This is a genomic window from Variovorax sp. LjRoot130, from assembly GCF_964253755.1.
In the GTDB taxonomy this organism is placed as follows: domain Bacteria; phylum Pseudomonadota; class Gammaproteobacteria; order Burkholderiales; family Burkholderiaceae_C; genus Variovorax.
Window position 1 is genome coordinate 4,401,620 of the sequence record NZ_CAXURM020000001.1, and the last position, 17,351, is coordinate 4,418,970.

Genomic DNA, 17,351 nt, shown 5'->3' on the forward strand with positions numbered 1-17,351 from the left:
GTGATGGTCGACATGCGACAGATTGTGCACGGCAGCTCGAGTGGGGTTCATGCGGCGCGGGTCGCCCGCGTCGCGCTCAGCAGCAATAGGAATCCGGCCACGGCGGCCAGCCCATGGACGACGACAAGCCATTTCGACAGCGGCAACTGCTTCCAGTGGTAGTTCAGGTTGAGGACGGCACCCCCCGCTGCCGCCAGGAGAAAGAGAACAAGCGCGCCGAGGGCGGTCGCAGGCAAGCCTACGGTCGCTGCCGCGTAGAGCAGCAAGGTCACGGCCGCGGCGGCCAAGAACCTACTCTGACCCACCGTTGAAACGAAAAAGCCCTGGCTGTTTCCAGTCAGGGCAAGAAGGTCGGTGGTCGACCTTGGAGAACGGTATCTCCCTTAGGCTTTCTAACTGAGCCCAAGTTCCCAACGTCTCCCTGGCCGGACGCTTGTTGCTCGACGCCATGGCCCTGGCAAGTCTGCACAACGAAGAAGCGAAAGTCGAAGGTTCTTCATGGTGACCAGCTGGCCACACCTGGACCGGGAGTTCGATTGTGCAGCGACAATCCGCGGATGGCCCAAGGCAAGCGCATCTCGGCAGACATTGGTGGCGACGCCCTGCAGGCGATCAAGGACATGGGTGCCGCGGCCAAGCTGGCCCGCACCAGTGCCGGCGACGGCCAAGCCGCCGCTGCCGCCCGATTGGGCGTGCACGTCCAGACGATCGCCCGGATTGAATCAGGTGAACCAGGCGTCGCGATCGGGCACGTGCTGGGCATGCTTGCGCTCTACGGCATCGCAACGAAGTTGCAGCCGCCAGACAGCGGCCAGCTCGCATCCTGAGTTGTTCCAACTGCTGAGCGAGGGTACGTAACGTCTGCGGGCCTCTCTCGCGGCCCTCAACCTCGCAGCGCGCCAGTTGCCCCCATGGAAGACGTGCGAACGCCCCGACCATAATCGGGCAAAGCTTCCTTCGTGTCCTCCGCATCCCACTCCCTTTGGTCCCCGTTGCGTCTGCCCGCATTCCGGGGCCTGTGGACCGGCAGCGCGATCTATTTCACCGGAAACGCCATGCAGGTCATGGCGGCTTCATGGCTCATGGTGGAGCTCACGGGCTCCTCTTTCCTCGCAGCGTTGGTGCAGACCGCCGTGTTCCTGCCAATGTTCCTGCTGGCACTGCCGGCCGGCGTGCTGGCCGACACCACGGACCGGCGGCGGCTGATCCTGAATGCGCTGGCCGTTCAGGTGGCCGTCGTCGTTGTCCTGTCCCTGCTCGCATTGGGGGGGTGGGCGGGACCGGCGACCTTGCTGCTGTTCACCTTTGCCGCCGGCTGCTGCACGGCGCTGCTGTCACCAGCCTGGAACACCAGCGTGGCGGACACGGTGCCGCGCGAAGACATGCCACAGGCCATCACGGCGATGTCGATCGCCTGGAACAGCGCGCGGGCATTGGGGCCGTCAGTCGCGGGCTTCGTGTTCGCATGGCTCGGTGCAGGCTGGGTCTTCGTGGTCGCGGTGGTGAGCGCACTGGTGATGATGCAAGCGGTGCGGCGCTGGCCCCCTGCCCCACATGCGAAGTCGCCCCTGCCGGCGGAGCGCCTCTGGAGCGGCACCGTCGCGGGCCTGCGCTATGCAAGGCACTCGCCGATGATCCTGGCTCAGTTACTGCGCACCGTCGCCTACAGCGGCGCGGGCTCGGCGCTGTGGGCGCTGTTGCCGGCCATCGCGGCGCAACAACTGAAGTTGGGCGCCGCCGGATTCGGTTTTCTCATGGGATGCCTGGGCACAGGCGCGGTTGCTGCGGGCCTGGTACTGGGCAAGTTGCGTGCGCACCTGGGGCTTGAGCGCCTCGTCGCCCTGGGGTGCATGGTCTTCGCCGCTGTGATGCTTATCGCTGCGTTCGTGCGCATTCCCACCGTGGTATTCGTGGCGCTTGCCATCGGCGGCGCCGCCTGGATGGCGGTCATGGCCACCTTCAACACGGCCACGCAGTCCAGCGCGCCGCCCTGGGTCCGTTCGCGCGCCGTGGCACTGCACACGGTCAGCGCGCTGGGCTCGTTCGCCATCGGCTCGGCATTTTGGGGCGCGGTTTCCGGCATCACCGGGCTGCCGATTGCTTTGAGCATCGCAGCTCTCACCATGACAGGAGGCATCTTTCTCGCCCGCTGGCTGCCGCTGCGGATGGGCGCTTCGCCGGAGGTCACGCCCGTCGCGCTCTGGGAAGATCTTTTCATCAAGGATCAGCCGCTTCAGGACGATGGCCCGGTGTCGGTGGAGATCGGCTATCGCATTCGCGTTGGCGAAGCCGAGGAGTTCTTGAACGCCGTGACCCAGCTGCGCGCCTCGCGGCGCCGCGACGGCGCCACCCTATGGCGCGTCTATCGAGACCTCGGCGATCCGTCGCGCTATGTCGAGCGATTCATCGTCGCCTCCTGGGCCGACTACCTGCACCAGCGCGCCCGGGCCACGCTGGCCGACCAGGAGGTGGAGGCTCGTGTACGGGTATTCTTGCGCGACGGCGAGGCGGTGACGACCCAGCACTACATCGCTGAGCGGTGAAATCGTATTCTCGAGCGGCTGGCTTGCAGCGTGAGCGGACATTTTCCAGGCTCGCACCCAGTTGATCTTTTGGATCGGGCGAAAAATGGGTCGCCGGAAGCGTGGCCCGGGACTAATATTCAATCGTCCGACGCGCGGCTTAACACGAGGCTGCCGCGGACTAATTGCTCACTCGTTCAAGGAGAGTAGTGATGGCAAGCCCGATGAATGTCACCAAGCTCCAGACGAAATCCCATGACGAACCGGATGAGGTTCGGGAGCCGGAAAAGACTCGGGTCGAAGTGGTCCGCCTCGAGGGGTACACGCTTGGACGCTTCAAGTTTCAGCCCGGGTGGCGCTGGTCGAAGTGCATCAAGCCGGTCGTCGGCACGGATAGTTGCCAAGTAGCTCACGTTGGGTATGCGGTTTCCGGTCGAATCACCGTGCAAATGAATGACGGCTCGAAGACCGCAATTGAGGAAGGCATGTCGTACACCATTCCTCCGGGCCACGACGCATGGGTCGAAGGCAACGACCCGTTCGTTGGCTTCGAGATGATGAGCGCAGAGGAATACGCAAAGCCCAAGAGCTGACCCCGACTGGTCTGACCCCCTTCAGTGATGAGCGGATGGAGCCGCGAGCCACTTGAGCCGGCGGCGGCTCGCACGGCTACTGGGCCTAACAAGCCGGTCCCAACCCTGGACTGAAGGCATCGAAGGTCCAGCCGCGTCATAGATCCGGAACGCCCGCATGTGCGCACGTCCTTCAGGCGAAGCCAGGGCTGCCCAATCGAGCCGCTGATTGCCCGCGAGAAGCGTAATATGCACCGGCCATCCTTCCCCTATGGAGTCGGCGCAGGTGAACTCGGCTGATCTCAGGCAGCACTTGGTGGCGATCCTCGCAGCGGACGCCGCGGGCTATTCGCGCCTGATGGCCGTAGACGACCGCGCTACCGTGGCCGCCCTCGACGCGGCTCGTGCCGTGTTCCGCAGCCGCATCGAGGCCAATCATGGCCGCGTGATCGACATGGCCGGGGACTCAGTACTCGCCGTATTCGGAACGGCGACCGGCGCGGTGGCGGCGGCGATCGTCGTCCAGCGGGAGCTGGGCGCGTCCATCGACGTCCTGCCGCAGGACCGGCGAATGCTCTTTCGCATCGGCATCCACATGGGCGACGTGATCGAGAAGGCGGACGGCACGGTGTACGGCGATGGCGTGAACATCGCCTCCCGGCTGTGCGGCGTGGCCGAGCCGGGCGGCATCTTCGTGTCCGACGCGGTGTACGGCGCCGTGCGGGACAGGATCGGCGCGAGCTTCGTCGACCAGGGCGAGCAGCCGATGAAGAACATTTCGCACCCGGTCCACGCCTTCAAGCTGACGCCCGCCGCGCCGTTGTCCTCGCGAACGCCGGCACTGCGCTTGCCGGATCGGCCTTCGCTGGCGGTGCTGCCGTTCACCAACATGAGTGGAGACCCAGAGCAGGAGTACTTCGCGGACGGCATCACCGAGGACATCATCACCGACTGCTCCAAGATTTCGGGCCTGTTCGTGATCGCGCGCAACTCGACATTTACTTTCAAGAAGCAGAACGTCGACATCCAGGAGGTCGGGCGCAAGTTGGGCGTGCGGCACGTGCTTGAGGGCAGCGTGCGGCGCGCCGGCATGAGAGTGCGCATCAACGTGCAGCTCATCGATGCCGAATCCGGCGGGCATGTCTGGGCCGACCGCTATGACCGCGAGCTCGAGGACATCTTCCTGGTACAGGACGAGGTCACTCGCAAGATCGTGGAGACGCTCGAGGTAAGGCTCACCGGCAACGAGGAGGAGCGCCGGCAGGAACGCGGCAAGGTCAACGGCGAGGCCTACGACTATCTAATTCGCGCGAAGAGCTGCATCGTGCAATTCACGGCGCCAGCCCTGACCGAGACACGCGAGATGCTGGAGCGCGCACTGGCGATCGATCCGGGCATGGCGCTGGCCTATGCCTACCTGGCGATCGCCGGCGGCGTCGAGTACGCCAACGCCTGGAACGGCCGGACAGCCGACGATCTGCAAGAGAACCTGGCGTTGGCGCGCAAGGCGTGCGAGTGCGACCCTCTTGAGCCCATGGCACACCATGCGCTTTCCAACGCGCTGATGTGGCTACGCAGGCTGGACGATGCCGAGCGCGCCGCACGGCGCTCGGTCGCGCTCGACCCGAATTCCTCCCAGAGCTATGGGACGCTGGGCATCATCCTGGATTTCGCCGGGCGCCACGAGGAGGCGATCGAATCGCTCTCGAAGGCGTTGCGCCTCGACCCGCAATTCAGCCTGTGGCGGCATGCGCAGGGGCGGGCCCAATTCGTCCTCGCACGCTATGCAGAGGCCGAAGCGAGCTTTAAGCGTCGCCTCATCCACATGCCGGGTTCGGACGTCACGCGCGCCTACCTGGCCTCGCTCTACGGTCATACCGGTCGCCATGAGGAGGCGCGCCAAATCTGGAGCGAGCTGATGGACATCCATCCCGAATATGCAATCGAACTCACGCTGCGCGTTCTGCCCTACAGCAGCCCGGCGCCTCTTGAGCAGTTCGTGGCGGGCCTGCGCAAGGCCGGGTTGGCGGCCTGAACGCACGAGCCCCCGCTCCTCTGTCGCTGCCACCTCTCCCGAGGGGTTTCACCCAGGACCTTCGCCACCGGCCCTCGTCGGCACAAAGCGTTGAATGTGGCTGGTTGCGGATCCAAGCGCGGCCAAATCTTCACGCATGGCAGCCCCGCCTGCGTCGCAGGCGGAGGCGACCGCCCTCGTCTTTCACTACGAGTCCCGGGCTCCCGCGGCAAGGATCGCTTCGAGGACATCTTCGGGCGCCTTTCCGCTTGTATCCACCACATGATCGCGAACTCCTCGCTCATTGCAGGACCGTCTCTTCAGCAGCGAACGCCGTCTTTGCCGGCAGAATGCTGAACTTCACCAATCGCGCCCAGTAGCAATGCGGAGGTTCCCAATGAACGGCGATCGGCTTTCGCACGGCCTGTGGGAGGCCTCGGCGCCGCTGGCGCCGAGGACGCAACCGCTGACGGAGCGGATAACGGTCGACGTCGCGATCATCGGCGGGGGGTATACCGGATCATCGGCGGCACTTCACCTCGCCGAGGGCGGCGCGAGCGCCGCGGTGCTCGAGGCGTTCGACATCGGCTTTGGCGCCTCCGGCAGGAACGTGGGCCTCGTGAATGCCGGCATGTGGGTCATGCCATCCGTGCTGCTGGGTGAGCTCGGCAAGTCGCACGGCCAGCGCCTGCTGGACATCCTGGGCAATGGGCCTTCCATCGTTTTCGATCTGATTGCCCGCCATGGCATCGAGTGCGAGGCCGTCCACAACGGAACGTTGCATTGCGCAGCGGGTAAACGCGGCCTCGCCGAGATTGCCGAGCGCGCGCGCCAGTGGCTGGAACTCGGCGCCCCGGTGGAAGTCCTCGATGCGCAGCGGACCCTGGAACTCACCGGAACTCGGGCCTATCCGGCTTCGTTGCTGGACCGCCGGGCCGGCACCGTCCAACCGCTCGCCTATGTGCGAGGCCTCGCCGATGCCGCACTGCGTGCGGGTGCGCGCATCCACACGCAGACGCGCGTGACAGCGGCCGAGCGTGTCGGGTCCCGGTGGCAATTGGCAACGAGCAGCGGCGGAATGGTGTCCGCGAGATGGGTCATCGTTGCCACCGATGCTTACACCGGGAGCGACGGGCTGTGGCCCGGCATCCAGGCAGAGCAGGTGCGATTGCCCTATTTCAACTTCGCCACGGCGCCGCTGCCGCGGGCAAGCGCAGAAAGCATCCTGCCCGAACGCCAAGGCGCATGGGATACACGCCAGGTTCTGTCCTCGTTCCGTCTCGACGCCGCGGGGCGGCTCGTCTTCGGCAGCGTCGGCGCTTTGCGGGGGATGGGACGGGAGATCCACCACGACTGGGCGCGACGCGCGCTCGCCAGGATCTTTCCGCAGCTGAAGGACGTGCCGTTCGAGCATGAGTGGTATGGAACGATCGGCATGACGAGCAACGCCCTCCCCCGATTTCACGAGCTTGACCACAACGTGGTTTCGTTCAACGGTTTCAATGGCCGGGGTATCGCACCGGGAACGGTGTTCGGCAGGGAACTCGCGAAGCTCGTGCTGGGCGCGGTCCGCCGCGATGACCTGCCGTTGCCGGTGACACAAGTGGCCCCCACGCTGTGGCGCAACGCGAAGGCGCTGGGCTATGAGGCGGGCGCCCGCGCATTCCACTTGGTAGACGCGCGGATCTAAGGATCACCCAGGAGTTCGTGCAGGCTGCTGTTGAGACGGGCTAGGCCGCCTGCACGGCAGCGAGCCAGAGCTGCGCTCCTTGCTGCGGCGTCGACGCCCAGGTCACGTTGTAGGTACCGGCCACGCTCACCTGCCTGACGGCAACGGCGCACTGCACCAATGCACCAGAAGCCAGTACCGAATCGACCACCGTGAAGCCGCTGTCGGGCACGGCCGTCTTGTCCAGGTCGACACCTGCATCGCCCCACCACCATGCGACGAGCAGCGCAGGGCCGGTGGTGGTGACACTGGCGCTGGTCAAGGGCTGGCCAGACAGCACCTCGCGCCACTGCACATCGCGCACGAAGCCGCCTCCGGTGATCTCGACAACGCTCAGGGTCGTTTCGTCGGTGACTTTAGGCTTCACCACGGTGACCGCGTGGCTGACCATGCCCCGGGCCTGCTCGCAGGCATACAAAGCCGTCCCTGAGTTTGGCCAGAGGGTGTAGGTGTGCGCCACATCGAGCTGAACGAAGGCATTGCCCACGTTGTCCGTCGGCGCGATGGCAGAAAGCAAACCCCGCCCGACGCAGGCCAACAGGGTGCTTCCGGTCGTGCGCGTGGACATGCCGGAAGTGGACAGCGATGAGGACGACACGCCGTCACGGTTGAAGTCGAGCGCGTGGGCGCCCAGGGCTGGCGCCGTTGGAGCAGGAGCAGGAGCAGGAGCAGGTGCAGGTGCAGGTGCAGGTGCAGGAGCAGGAGCGGCTGCAATTGCAGCTGCAGCTACTGTTGTCTGGGCGCCGGAGCCTCCGCCGCAGGCCGTGAGCGCCGCACTTCCAGATGCCATGCTGACCATCGCAAGCGCCCACATACGGCGCAACAGGTCGCGGCGCTCGTTCAGCAGTGCAAGTGCCTCACTGTCGGAGGGTTCATTCATGGAGGCACCCCGTTCTCTTCGGCCTCCGATTGTGAAACACCGCGGTCTGCGAACCAACCCACATCCGCCGCCCAGGTGTTACCGACAGTCAGTTGCCGACGAATTCGAACCTGAGCTTCTCAAGCTTCGCGTCCCTTCAGGCGAATGCCCTGTGCCTGGCGTTCGATGTATTGGTCGCTGGAGCGCGTGCTTGCTGGCGAGGTTGAGCTGAGCGGCGCGCGTTCACTTCAGCAGGTGGCCGAGGCCGCGGAGTTTGGTGGGCAACGCCGCGGTGCGCTTCCTATGGGCACTTGGGCGCACAGACGAGATGGTTCTTGCCGAGAAAGCGCCGCGAAGTCATCCCGGTGCGAAGAACGAACTTCCCGCACTTGAAGCAGGACATCATGGCTTCGGCGCGCGGCGTGGTGATGATGGAGCCTGGCGCCTTCTTGACGTAGCGCAGGCCATCCTGCGTGAGTTGGGTGTTGGACATGCGGCATTTTACCCGGACGCAATTTGACACAGGTGCCTTGAGAGAACCAGGTTTCCCCCGGAAAAGGAGCCTTCACCAGTCACCACGACAGGCGGAGAAGGACATGTTGAACTTCGGAAGGCGTTATGCCGCATCGCGGATCTTGAAGAGCCTGATCATGAACAAGGTGCTGGTGCCGGAGTTCTCACAGCGTGCTGCGGCGAACCATCCCCAGATGGTGGTCTTCTCGTCGGACCTGATCGGCCAGGGCATCAATATGTACGGCTACTGGGAGTTTGAGGAACTCGAGGTCCTCGCGCAGTGGCTCAAGGCGAACGGCCACGTAGGCGGTGCGATGCTCGACGTCGGCGCGAACATTGGCAACCACAGCATCTTCATGTCGCGGTACTTCGAAGCCGTTCACGCGATCGAGCCGAACCCCAGGTCGTACGAGGTCCTTGCCCTCAACTCAAACTTGGCAGAGAACATTCACTGCCACCAGGTTGCAGCATCGGACACAAACGGGACGCTGCGCTTCGAGCAGGAGGCGGGAAATATTGGAGGCACGTACGTGCTTCCAGAGGGCTGGCAGCCCACAGGAAAGGCGATGGAGTTGCCCTGCCGCCGGCTTGACGAGGAAGTGGCGGACGTGCGCGACATTCGGCTCGTCAAGATCGACGTCGAAGGCCACGAATATGCAGCAATCCAGGGAATGAAGGGCATTCTGGACCGCGACTCGCCCATATTGGTCTTCGAGCAGCACTTCGGCGAGTTCGTGGATGGCAAGTCGAAGGTAGTGGAACTGCTGCGCAGCTATGGCTACACGGAGTTCCATTCCATCGATCGCATACCCTCAACGCACAATGCGGGGAAGCTCGGGAAGCTCTGGTTCTTCGCATGCTCGCTGGTGCGGGGCATGCGCATTGAAGTTCGCCCCCTCGATGAGGTGCCGCCCGGGTTCTACGAGATGCTGATCGCGCGCAAGCCGTTGCTTGCGGAGAAGACATAGGCTCAGCCTATGGACATATCCACATTTCGCATTTTTCAGCCACCGCGGCAACCAGGAAACTTGCGTCACAGGGTCGGTCAAGGGCCCCGAACGCATTCCATCAGAAACAAGTCCGCTCATGTCCGACCGCGACAACACCCCTGGCGCATGGCACGAATCACCGACGGACTACCTTGCGGGATGGCGTAGCGTCATTGCTGGATGCATGCGTGCGAGTTGATCCTAGTGAGACTGTCACCCTTAACCATCAGTTAAGACCGACTAAACAAGATGCGAATTGTCGGCGTGCCTCCGAATCGTGAGGATGCAAGGCGCCGACGCCGTCGGACCACCACAAAAAGCAGGAGACAGCATGCACCCCAGAAGCCTGATCGGGCGTCAGTCGCGCCTGCCCTGGCTCGCGGCTGCGGCCACGGCGGCGACCGTTGCTGCCGCGCCGGCCGAGGCCCGTGTCACTCGCATCGTGATCGACAGTGTCACGCCACTCACGGGGCAGGCGATCCTGTACGAGCAAATCCGCGGCCGCGCCTTCGGCGAGCTCGACCCGAACGATCCGCACAACAGCGTCATCACCGACATCAAGCTGGGAACGGACGCCGATGGCAAGGTGCGCTACGAGACCACATTCAATCTGGTGAAGCCGGTCGACATGAACCGCTCCAGTGGCTTCCTCTGGCATGACGTGCCCAACCGTGGCGGCGCCGGCACCATCGTCGTCGACGAACGCGAGCTGGGCGATATCGGCTTGCGCAGCGGCTGGCAGGCCGACAACGCCGGCAATACAGGCATTGCCGCCAATCGCGCGGCGGGTACCAATCACTGGGTGGCAGTGCCCATCGCGAAGATCGACGGCACGGCGGTCACCGGCAACGTCTTCGCGCGCATCGTCAACCAGAGCGGTGCGGACTCCAAGCCGCTGACGGTGCAATCGAACCCTATGCCCTACCTTCCAGCAACGCTGGACACGACCAAGGCGACACTGAAGACGCACACCAAGGAAACCGTCGACGGCGTCATCACCGAGGGTCCGAGCATCGCCGCGGGCGACTGGGCGTTCGCGAAATGCGACGCCAGCAATCCGTTCCCCGGTACTCCGATCGACAACAACCCCGCCAACGCGCCCGGCAATCTGCCCGTGCACATCTGTTTGCGGAACGGCTTCGATCCCAACCTGCTGTACCAGGTGGTGTACCCGGCGCAAAACGCTTACATCCTGGGCGTGGGCATGGCGGCATTCCGCGACGTCGGGACCTTCTTCCGCTACGAGACCGCCGACGACTTCGGCACGCGAAATCCGATCGCCGGCTTCGTCAAGGGCACGGCGGTGCGGGGCGTGTCGCAGTCCGGAAACATGGTGCGGCAGTTCATCTCCATGGGCCTGAACCAGGACGAACGCAAGCGCAAGGTCTACGACGGGGCCTGGCCGATCATCGCGGGCCGCCGGGTGGCCGCCAACTCGCGCTGGGCCCAGCCGGACGGCGTGCTGGAACTCTACCAGCAGGGCAGCGAAGGCCCGCAGTGGTGGGTGGACTGGGCGGACCCGGTGCGCAACCAGCCCGCCGGCAGCATCTTCTCGCGTTGCAACACGAACAACACCTGCCCGAAGGTGATCGAGCATTTCGGGTCGGCCGAGGTGTACGCACTGAAGCTGACGCCCGAGTGGATCGGCACGGCCGGCGACGCGGACATCCCGCTGACTCGCAACGTTCGCCGCTACTACGTGCCGAGCACCAACCACGGCGGCGGCGCAGGCAGCTTCACGCACATCCCGACGACCACCACCGGCCCCACCTGTCCCGGCAACAACTTTGGTCGCGCCACGTTGGCGGCGAACCCGGTGCCGCACACGGAGATCACCAACGTGCTGCGCCTGGCCATGCGCGACTGGGTGCTTAAGGGTACGCCGCCGCCGCCGAGCCGGTGGCCCACGCTCGCGGGCAAGACGCTGGTCGAGGCGAACAAGGAGGCGATGGGCTTCCCGGACGGCGTGCCCGGCATCCCGGATTCGATCTTCCTGCCGGAGAACTTTGCGTTTCCGGTGTTCGACTACGACTGGGGCCCGCAATTCAACCACGCGGAAGCTTCCGGCGTGCCCACCAACGTGCCGCCGCCCATCAAGAAGGTCATCCCGATGAAGGTACCGAAGGTCGACGCCGACGGCAACGAGATCGCGGGCGTACCCACCGTGCTCGTGATGGCTCCGCTGGGCACCTACCTGGGCTTCAACATCACCGCTGCGGGTTTCCATCAGGGGCAGGTGTGCAACTATGTGGGCGGCTATGTGCCGTTCGCCCGGACGCGTGCCGAGCGGATCGCCCGTGGCGACCCGCGCCTCTCGCTCGAGGAGCGCTACGGCAATCACGAGGGCTACGTGGCCGCGGTGCGAGCCGCCGCCGAGAAGGCGTTCGCCGAGGGCTTCCTTCTCCCCGCGGACCGTGAGCGTCTCATCCGTCAGGCGTCCGACAGCGCTGTGCTCCGCTGACGAGGAGAGAAATGCGCTACCAGCATCGCCTTCTCAGGATTCATGAAGTGCTGGCGGAGACGCTGCTGAGCGAAGCCGCGCTCTCGATCATTTCCACGAGCGCGGCTGCGGACGTCGACAGTTCCGGGCGGCTCCGCATTGCCAGCAGCAGCACGCGTTCCATCTCGATGCCTTCGAGGCCGACCTGCACGAGGTTGAGAGCTTGGGCATAGAGAGCGGCAGCCGCGCGTGGCAGGATCGCCAGGCCGAGCCCGCATGCGACCATGCGGCACATCGAATCGAAGCTGCGCACCTGCACCCGGATGCGTGGTGTGCGCTTCACCGCGTCGGCCGCCGCCATCACCTTGCGCGTGAGCGATGCGCTTCGCGCCAGAGTGACCAGGTCATAGTCGAACACGTTCACTGTGGAGGCGTTCTGCTGACTGCCCAGCGCGTGACCTGCCGGCACGAGCAGGACCAGCTGGTCGACATTGCAGACGATTGTCTCGAGGCCTTCGTGCGGCACGTTGTCGCCAATGACGGCAAGCTCCGCCAAACCTTTCTGCACGGCGCGGATACCGTCCTCGCTCAGGGCATCTTCCATGTCGATCACGACATGGGGGTAGCGACGGGCGTACTCTGCCAGCACGCTTGGCAGGAAGCCTCCGAAAGCGGAAGGATTGGCGCACAACCGCAGGTGACCGGTGGCACCCGAGCGGAAATCGTCGACGGCCTGCACGAGCTGTTCCAGGCGCGCGATCACCTCGATCGCGTGTCGGTGCAGGGTCTGTCCCTCCGGCGTAGCGGTCACGCCGCGCTGCCCCCGCTGGAGCAGGGCGATGCCGCAATGCCGTTCGAGATCGGCGATGCGCTTGCTGGCCGCTGGGAGCGAAACGCCGAAGCGATCTGCGCCCGCGGTCAGGCTTCCTGCATCGACGACCGCGACGAAAAGGCGCAGGGAGACGAGATCGAAACGATTCAGGTTGATCATGACGAGTGGATTTGACCACTGCGGTTGCCTGCGGCCGCGAGAGACAACGCATGAAAACTGAACCGACGAACCGCTTGCACAACCCAACTCGGCAAGGCAATGCCGATCATCAGCATCTGTTTCCCACGCCCGCTTTCCAAGAAATCGAGGTTCCAAGAAACCGAGTGGGACCGCCCGGGCAAGAAAAAACCCCGGAAACCTAGGCTTGACGCGGGGTTTGCGGGGTTTTCTGAAGCTTCCTGAGACAGCTTGAAATCCGTCACTGGAGGAGAGGGAGGGATTCGAACCCTCGGTCCGTTCGCACGGACGCCTGATTTCGAGTCAGGTACATTCGACCACTCTGCCACCTCTCCGGTGTCTGTCGAGCCCGCGATTCTAGCAGAGGCTTTGGGCGCTTTTCAGGCCCGCAGCACGCCCAATCCGCCCAGATAGGGTCGAAGCGCCTCGGGCACGGTGATCGAGCCATCCGCGTTCTGGTGGTTCTCCAGCACCGCAACCAGCGTGCGGCCGACCGCCAGGCCCGAGCCGTTGAGGGTGTGCACCAGCTCGTTCTTGCCCTGTGCGTTCTTGAAGCGGGCCTGCAGGCGGCGGGCCTGGAAGGCCTCGCAGTTCGAGACCGAGCTGATCTCGCGGTAGGTGTTCTGCGCCGGCAGCCAGACCTCGAGGTCGTAGGTCTTGGTGGAACCGAAACTCATGTCGCCGGTGCACAGCAGCACCACCCGATAGGGCAGTTCCAGCGCCTGCAGCACGGCCTCGGCATGGCCGGTCATGGTTTCGAGCGCCTCGTAGCTTTTTTCGGGATGCGTGATCTGCACCATCTCGACCTTGTCGAACTGGTGCTGGCGGATCATGCCGCGCGTGTCGCGGCCCGCGCTGCCGGCCTCGGAGCGAAAGCACGGCGTGTGCGCGGTGAGCTTGATGGGCAGTTGCGACTCGGCCACGATCTCGTCGCGCACGAAATTCGTGAGCGGCACTTCGCTGGTCGGGATGAGATAGAGCGCCGAATGATCGGGCGCCGGCTCGCCGTCCTGCCCGCCCTTCTTGGCGGCGAACAGGTCGCCTTCGAACTTGGGCAGCTGGCCGGTGCCGCGCAGCGTTTCGGCGTTGACGATGTAGGGCACGTAGCACTCGGTGTAGCCGTGCTGCTCGGTCTGGATGTCGAGCATGAACTGGGCGAGCGCCCGGTGCAGGCGCGCGATCGGCCCCTTCATCACGGTGAAGCGCGAACCTGCGAGCTTGACGCCGGTCTCGAAGTCCAGTCCCAGCGGCGTGCCGAGGTCCACATGGTCCCTGGCCTCGAAGCCGAGCGCGGGCGCATCGGCGCCGCCGCCGCCCTTCGGGCTCCAGCGCCGGACCTCGAGATTCGCCGTTTCGTCATCTCCGACCGGCACACTCGGATGCGGCAGATTCGGGACCGCGAGCAGCAGAGCCTGAAGTTCGGGCTGGATGGCATCGAGCCGCACCGCCGACGACTCCTGTTCGGCCTTGAGCGCATTGACCTCGGTCATCAGCGCATCGACCGATTCGCCCTTGGCCTTCAGGGGCCCGATCTGCTTGTTGAGCGCGTTGCGGCGCGCCTGCAGCTCCTCGGTGCGGGTCTGCAGGGTCTTGCGCTCGGCCTCGAGTGCGCTGAAGCTGGCCACGTCGAGAAAGGTCTGGTTCTTCTTGCGGGTTTCGAGGCGGGCAACGACCGAGGCGAGGTCCTTGCGTAACAGAGTGATATCGAGCATCGGGCGATTTTAGGCGGGGCGTAGGATCGCTCTCCCCCTTTCAACTGACTCAAGGAGATTCGATGGAAGCCTATCTGTCCTTCAACGGAAATGCGGCCGAGGCACTGGCCTTCTACGCCAAGAGCCTGGGCGGAAAGATCCTCTTCAGCATGAGCTTCGGCGAAAGCCCGATGGGCGCCGAAACGCCGGCCGACCACAAGAACAAGATCATGCATGCCACCCTCGAAGCCCGCGGCAAGCAGATCATGGCCTCGGACTTGCCGCCCGGCATGGCCTTCGACGGCTACAAGGGCTTTTCGCTCTCGGTGCAGGCCAAGGATGTGAAAGAAGGCGAACAGCTCTTCAAGGCGCTGTCCGAGGGCGGGAAAGTCACCATGCCCTACGCCGCCACTTTCTGGTCCCCCGGCTTCGGCATGCTGGAAGACAAGTTCGGCGTGCCGTGGATGGTCAACGTCGACCAGCCGCCGGCCTGAGGGCCTGTTCAGTCCCTAAGCCAGGCTCGCCGGGTCCACGTTCGCGCCGCAGACGATCAGGCAGAGCTTCTCGCCTTCGCGCGGTACATAGGCGCCGCTTTGCAGCGCGGCCAGCGGCAAGGCGGCCGCCGGCTCGACGGCCAGCTTGAGCTCCTTCCAGAGCCACAGCTGCGCCGCGCGGATCGCCTCGTCGGGCAGGAGCAGCGCATCGCGCACATGGCGCTGCGTGATGTCCCAGGCGATCGCGCCGATGCGCCTTGCGCCGAGCGAATCGGCCGCGACGCCGCCGACCTCGACATCGACCGGCTCGCCCGCTTCGCGCGCCCGATACAGCGTCGGCGCGCGCTCCGGCTCGAGCGCGACCACGCGGCTGCGCTGCTCGAACCAGGCCGCCAGCCCGCCGATCAGCCCGCCGCCGCCGACGCTGACCAGCACCGCGTCCGGCAGGCCGCCCTGCTGCTCGATCTCGCGACCGAGCGTACCGGCGCCGGCCACCACCTCGGGCTGGTCGTAGGCATGGGTGAGCAGCGCACCGCTTTCGCGCTGCCGTTCGAGGCAGGCGGCCAGCGCATCGCCGTACATCTCGCCGCCCACCACCACCGTCGCGCCCAGCGCACGCAGGCGCGCGCGCTTGGCTTCGGGCGACACCGTGGGCAGGAACACCTCGCAATGCACGCCGAGCGCGTGCGCGGCCGCCGCTGTGGCAATGCCGGCATTGCCGCCAGAAGCCACGATCGCGCCGCTTTCCGGAATCTCGTTGGCCAGCAAACGATTCATCATGCCGCGCGCCTTGAAGCTGCCGCTGGCCTGCAGATGCTCGAGCTTGAGCCAGACTTCGACGCCCGGCACTTCCACACCCAGCGCACGGCCTGACAGCTTCCACAGCGGCGTCTCGCGCAAAAAATGCGGCGCGCGCTCGTGCAGGCGGCGGGCGGCGGCCTCGATGTCGCAGCGCCAGTCGATGGTTGCGGCGCCGCTCACGAGATATGACCCGGTGCGGGAATGTCGTCGAGCTTCAGGCCCTTGGGCAGCGGGAACTTGAGCGTCTCCTCGATGCCGTCCATCTTGCGCACCGACACCGCCCCCAGCGCCTTGACGCGCTCGATCACCTCGCGCACCAGCACCTCGGGCGCCGAAGCGCCGGCCGTCAAGCCGACACGGCTCTTGCCCTCGAACCATTCGGGCTGGAGCTCAGCGGCCGAATCGACCATGTAGCTCTCGGTGCCCAGCCGTTGCGCCAGCTCGCGCAGCCGGTTGCTGTTGGAGCTGGTCGGGCTGCCCACCACGATCACCAGGTCAACCTGCGGGCTCAGCAGCTTCACGGCGTCCTGCCGGTTCTGGGTGGCATAGCAGATGTCCTGCTGCTTGGGCTCGCGCACGTTCGGAAAACGCGCGCGCACCGCGGCCGAGATCTCGGCCGCATCGTCGACCGACAGCGTGGTCTGCGTGACGACGGCCAGCTTGTCGGTCTGCGCGGGCGATACGTGCGCGACGTCATCCACGTCTTCCACCAGGTGGATGCCGCTCGACAGCTGCCCCATCGTGCCTTCGACCTCGGGGTGGCCCTTGTGGCCGATCATGATGAACTCGTAGCCTTCCTTCGCGAGCTTGGCGACCTCGACGTGCACCTTGGTCACCAGCGGGCAGGTGGCATCGAAGACCTCGAAGCCGCGCTCGCGCGCCTCGGCCTGCACCGCCTTGCTGACGCCGTGCGCGCTGAACACCAGCGTAGAGCCCGGCGGCACCTCGGCCAGGTCCTCGATGAAGATCGCGCCCTTGGCCTTGAGCTCGTTGACCACGTAGGTGTTGTGCACGATCTCGTGGCGCACGTAGATCGGCGCGCCGAACTTGGCGAGCGCGCGCTCGACGATCTCGATCGCGCGGTCGACGCCGGCGCAGAAGCCGCGCGGTTCGGCCAGGATGACCTCTTGCACGCCGGTTGAACTGGCCCCCACGCTCGGCACTGGCGTGTCCTCGCTGCCCCCCGAGGGGGCCTTCGCACCTTGGGGCGGCCCGGCGGTGCTCACAACACGCCGATCAGTCGGACCTCGAAGGTCACGGGCTGACCTGCGAGCGGATGGTTGAAGTCGAAGCGCACCGCGGTCTCGTTCGACTCGATCACCGCGCCGGCGTAGCTGCCGCTGCCATCGGGCGTGGGGAACTGCACCACGTCGCCGACCGCGTACTGCTCGTCGGGGTCGCCCATCTGAGCGAGCAGCTTGCGCGCCACCCACTGCTGCATCTCGGGGTTGCGCTCGCCGAAGGCGTCGCCGGCCGGCAGCTCGAAGGTGGCGTGCGTGCCTTCTTCCAGCCCCAGCAGCCGCTGCTCGACCGCGGGCGAGAGCTCGCCGGTGCCCAGCGACAGCGTGGCGGGCTTGTCGTTGAAAGTGTTGATGATGTCGCCCGCCGGCCCGGCCAGCCGGTAGTGCAGCGTGAGAAAGGAGCCGGGCGTGACGACGGTGGTGGTGGAGGACAAGATGGGGGATCGCTAGAGACTGGGCCTGTATTTTAAGGAGGGG

At 65.4% G+C, this 17,351-nt stretch carries 16 protein-coding genes and 1 tRNA gene; 8 read left to right on the top strand and 9 right to left on the bottom strand.

Annotation, left to right across the window (positions count from 1 at the left end; genetic code table 11):
* Window positions 1-47: 47 nt before the first annotated feature.
* A complete protein-coding gene (locus ACSQ86_RS21975) occupies window positions 48-287 on the bottom strand; it encodes a hypothetical protein (RefSeq protein ID WP_436309590.1) in 240 nt (79 codons plus the stop codon).
* A 270-nt stretch (window positions 288-557) separates the two neighbouring features.
* On the opposite strand from ACSQ86_RS21975, the gene ACSQ86_RS21980 reads away from it, so the two are divergent.
* The 5 genes from ACSQ86_RS21980 (at window position 558) to ACSQ86_RS22000 (ending at window position 6,798) form a co-directional block, all read left to right on the top strand.
* Entirely contained in the window at window positions 558-827 is a 270-nt protein-coding gene (locus tag ACSQ86_RS21980) for a helix-turn-helix domain-containing protein (protein WP_093106066.1), read from the top strand.
* A 132-nt stretch (window positions 828-959) separates the two neighbouring features.
* Window positions 960-2,543: an MFS transporter gene (locus tag ACSQ86_RS21985; protein ID WP_436309591.1), complete on the top strand. Its 1,584-nt coding sequence runs from the start codon at window positions 960-962 to the stop codon at window positions 2,541-2,543.
* Window positions 2,544-2,734: 191 nt separating this feature from the next.
* Window positions 2,735-3,115, top strand: coding sequence for a cupin domain-containing protein (locus tag ACSQ86_RS21990; RefSeq protein WP_214697029.1), 381 nt, complete (start codon window positions 2,735-2,737; stop codon window positions 3,113-3,115).
* A 208-nt stretch (window positions 3,116-3,323) separates the two neighbouring features.
* Complete coding sequence (locus ACSQ86_RS21995) at window positions 3,324-5,129, top strand: adenylate/guanylate cyclase domain-containing protein (RefSeq protein WP_436305059.1); 1,806 nt, start codon at window positions 3,324-3,326, stop codon at window positions 5,127-5,129.
* Between the two features lie 376 nt (window positions 5,130-5,505).
* Entirely contained in the window at window positions 5,506-6,798 is a 1,293-nt protein-coding gene (locus ACSQ86_RS22000; protein WP_436305060.1) for an NAD(P)/FAD-dependent oxidoreductase, read from the top strand.
* 40 nt (window positions 6,799-6,838) lie between these two features.
* Here ACSQ86_RS22000 and ACSQ86_RS22005 read toward each other — a convergent pair whose 3' ends face one another.
* A complete protein-coding gene (locus tag ACSQ86_RS22005) occupies window positions 6,839-7,717 on the bottom strand; it encodes a hypothetical protein (RefSeq protein ID WP_436309592.1) in 879 nt (292 codons plus the stop codon).
* A 280-nt stretch (window positions 7,718-7,997) separates the two neighbouring features.
* Window positions 7,998-8,189 carry a hypothetical protein gene (locus ACSQ86_RS22010; protein ID WP_093106038.1) on the bottom strand — a complete coding sequence of 64 codons (192 nt, stop codon included), beginning with the start codon at window positions 8,187-8,189 and terminating at the stop codon, window positions 7,998-8,000.
* A gap of 157 nt (window positions 8,190-8,346) precedes the next feature.
* Between ACSQ86_RS22010 and ACSQ86_RS22015 the strand changes: the two genes are divergently transcribed.
* Both ACSQ86_RS22015 and ACSQ86_RS22020 read left to right on the top strand, forming a co-directional pair.
* A complete protein-coding gene (locus tag ACSQ86_RS22015; protein ID WP_436305062.1) occupies window positions 8,347-9,177 on the top strand; it encodes an FkbM family methyltransferase in 831 nt (276 codons plus the stop codon).
* 352 nt (window positions 9,178-9,529) lie between these two features.
* Window positions 9,530-11,659 carry an alpha/beta hydrolase domain-containing protein gene (locus ACSQ86_RS22020; protein WP_436309593.1) on the top strand — a complete coding sequence of 710 codons (2,130 nt, stop codon included), beginning with the start codon at window positions 9,530-9,532 and terminating at the stop codon, window positions 11,657-11,659.
* Window positions 11,660-11,699: 40 nt separating this feature from the next.
* On the opposite strand, the gene ACSQ86_RS22025 is transcribed toward ACSQ86_RS22020, so the two are convergent.
* The 3 genes from ACSQ86_RS22025 to serS all read right to left on the bottom strand — a co-directional run bounded on the left by ACSQ86_RS22025 (window position 11,700) and on the right by serS (window position 14,359).
* A complete protein-coding gene (locus tag ACSQ86_RS22025; RefSeq protein ID WP_093106030.1) occupies window positions 11,700-12,629 on the bottom strand; it encodes a LysR family transcriptional regulator in 930 nt (309 codons plus the stop codon).
* Window positions 12,630-12,892: 263 nt separating this feature from the next.
* A tRNA-Ser gene (locus ACSQ86_RS22030) sits at window positions 12,893-12,982 on the bottom strand.
* 45 nt (window positions 12,983-13,027) lie between these two features.
* A complete protein-coding gene (gene serS, locus ACSQ86_RS22035) occupies window positions 13,028-14,359 on the bottom strand; it encodes a serine--tRNA ligase (protein WP_436305064.1) in 1,332 nt (443 codons plus the stop codon).
* 62 nt (window positions 14,360-14,421) lie between these two features.
* Here serS and ACSQ86_RS22040 point away from each other — a divergent pair, with 62 nt between their 5' ends.
* On the top strand, window positions 14,422-14,832 hold the full coding sequence (locus ACSQ86_RS22040) for a VOC family protein (RefSeq protein WP_093106022.1): 411 nt from the start codon (window positions 14,422-14,424) through the stop codon (window positions 14,830-14,832).
* 15 nt (window positions 14,833-14,847) lie between these two features.
* Here the strand turns inward: ACSQ86_RS22040 and ACSQ86_RS22045 are convergent, their stop codons facing one another.
* The 3 genes from ACSQ86_RS22045 to ACSQ86_RS22055 form a co-directional block, all read right to left on the bottom strand.
* The gene (locus ACSQ86_RS22045) at window positions 14,848-15,813 is read right to left on the bottom strand and encodes a threonine/serine dehydratase (RefSeq protein ID WP_436309594.1); all 966 of its coding nucleotides are present in this window, start codon (window positions 15,811-15,813) and stop codon (window positions 14,848-14,850) included.
* A complete protein-coding gene (gene ispH, locus ACSQ86_RS22050) occupies window positions 15,810-16,787 on the bottom strand; it encodes a 4-hydroxy-3-methylbut-2-enyl diphosphate reductase (protein ID WP_436293404.1) in 978 nt (325 codons plus the stop codon). The genes ACSQ86_RS22045 and ispH overlap by 4 nt, the downstream gene beginning before the upstream one ends.
* Before the next feature lie 68 nt (window positions 16,788-16,855).
* Window positions 16,856-17,308 carry an FKBP-type peptidyl-prolyl cis-trans isomerase gene (locus tag ACSQ86_RS22055; protein ID WP_436305066.1) on the bottom strand — a complete coding sequence of 151 codons (453 nt, stop codon included), beginning with the start codon at window positions 17,306-17,308 and terminating at the stop codon, window positions 16,856-16,858.
* Window positions 17,309-17,351 lie beyond the last annotated feature (43 nt).

Excerpts from the sequence above, each read along its gene's own strand:
- ACSQ86_RS22020 (WP_436309593.1), top strand. The coding sequence starts at position 9,530 with ATGCACCCCAGAAGCCTGATCGGGCGTCAGTCGCGCCTGCCCTGGCTC.
- ACSQ86_RS22010 (WP_093106038.1), bottom strand. The coding sequence starts at position 8,189 with ATGTCCAACACCCAACTCACGCAGGATGGCCTGCGCTACGTCAAGAAG.
- ACSQ86_RS21990 (WP_214697029.1), top strand. The coding sequence starts at position 2,735 with ATGGCAAGCCCGATGAATGTCACCAAGCTCCAGACGAAATCCCATGAC.
- ACSQ86_RS22015 (WP_436305062.1), top strand. The coding sequence starts at position 8,347 with ATGAACAAGGTGCTGGTGCCGGAGTTCTCACAGCGTGCTGCGGCGAAC.
- ACSQ86_RS22000 (WP_436305060.1), top strand. The coding sequence starts at position 5,506 with ATGAACGGCGATCGGCTTTCGCACGGCCTGTGGGAGGCCTCGGCGCCG.
- ACSQ86_RS21980 (WP_093106066.1), top strand. The coding sequence starts at position 558 with ATGGCCCAAGGCAAGCGCATCTCGGCAGACATTGGTGGCGACGCCCTG.
- ACSQ86_RS22025 (WP_093106030.1), bottom strand. The coding sequence starts at position 12,629 with ATGATCAACCTGAATCGTTTCGATCTCGTCTCCCTGCGCCTTTTCGTC.
- ACSQ86_RS22005 (WP_436309592.1), bottom strand. The coding sequence starts at position 7,717 with ATGAATGAACCCTCCGACAGTGAGGCACTTGCACTGCTGAACGAGCGC.
- ACSQ86_RS22040 (WP_093106022.1), top strand. The coding sequence starts at position 14,422 with ATGGAAGCCTATCTGTCCTTCAACGGAAATGCGGCCGAGGCACTGGCC.
- serS (WP_436305064.1), bottom strand. The coding sequence starts at position 14,359 with ATGCTCGATATCACTCTGTTACGCAAGGACCTCGCCTCGGTCGTTGCC.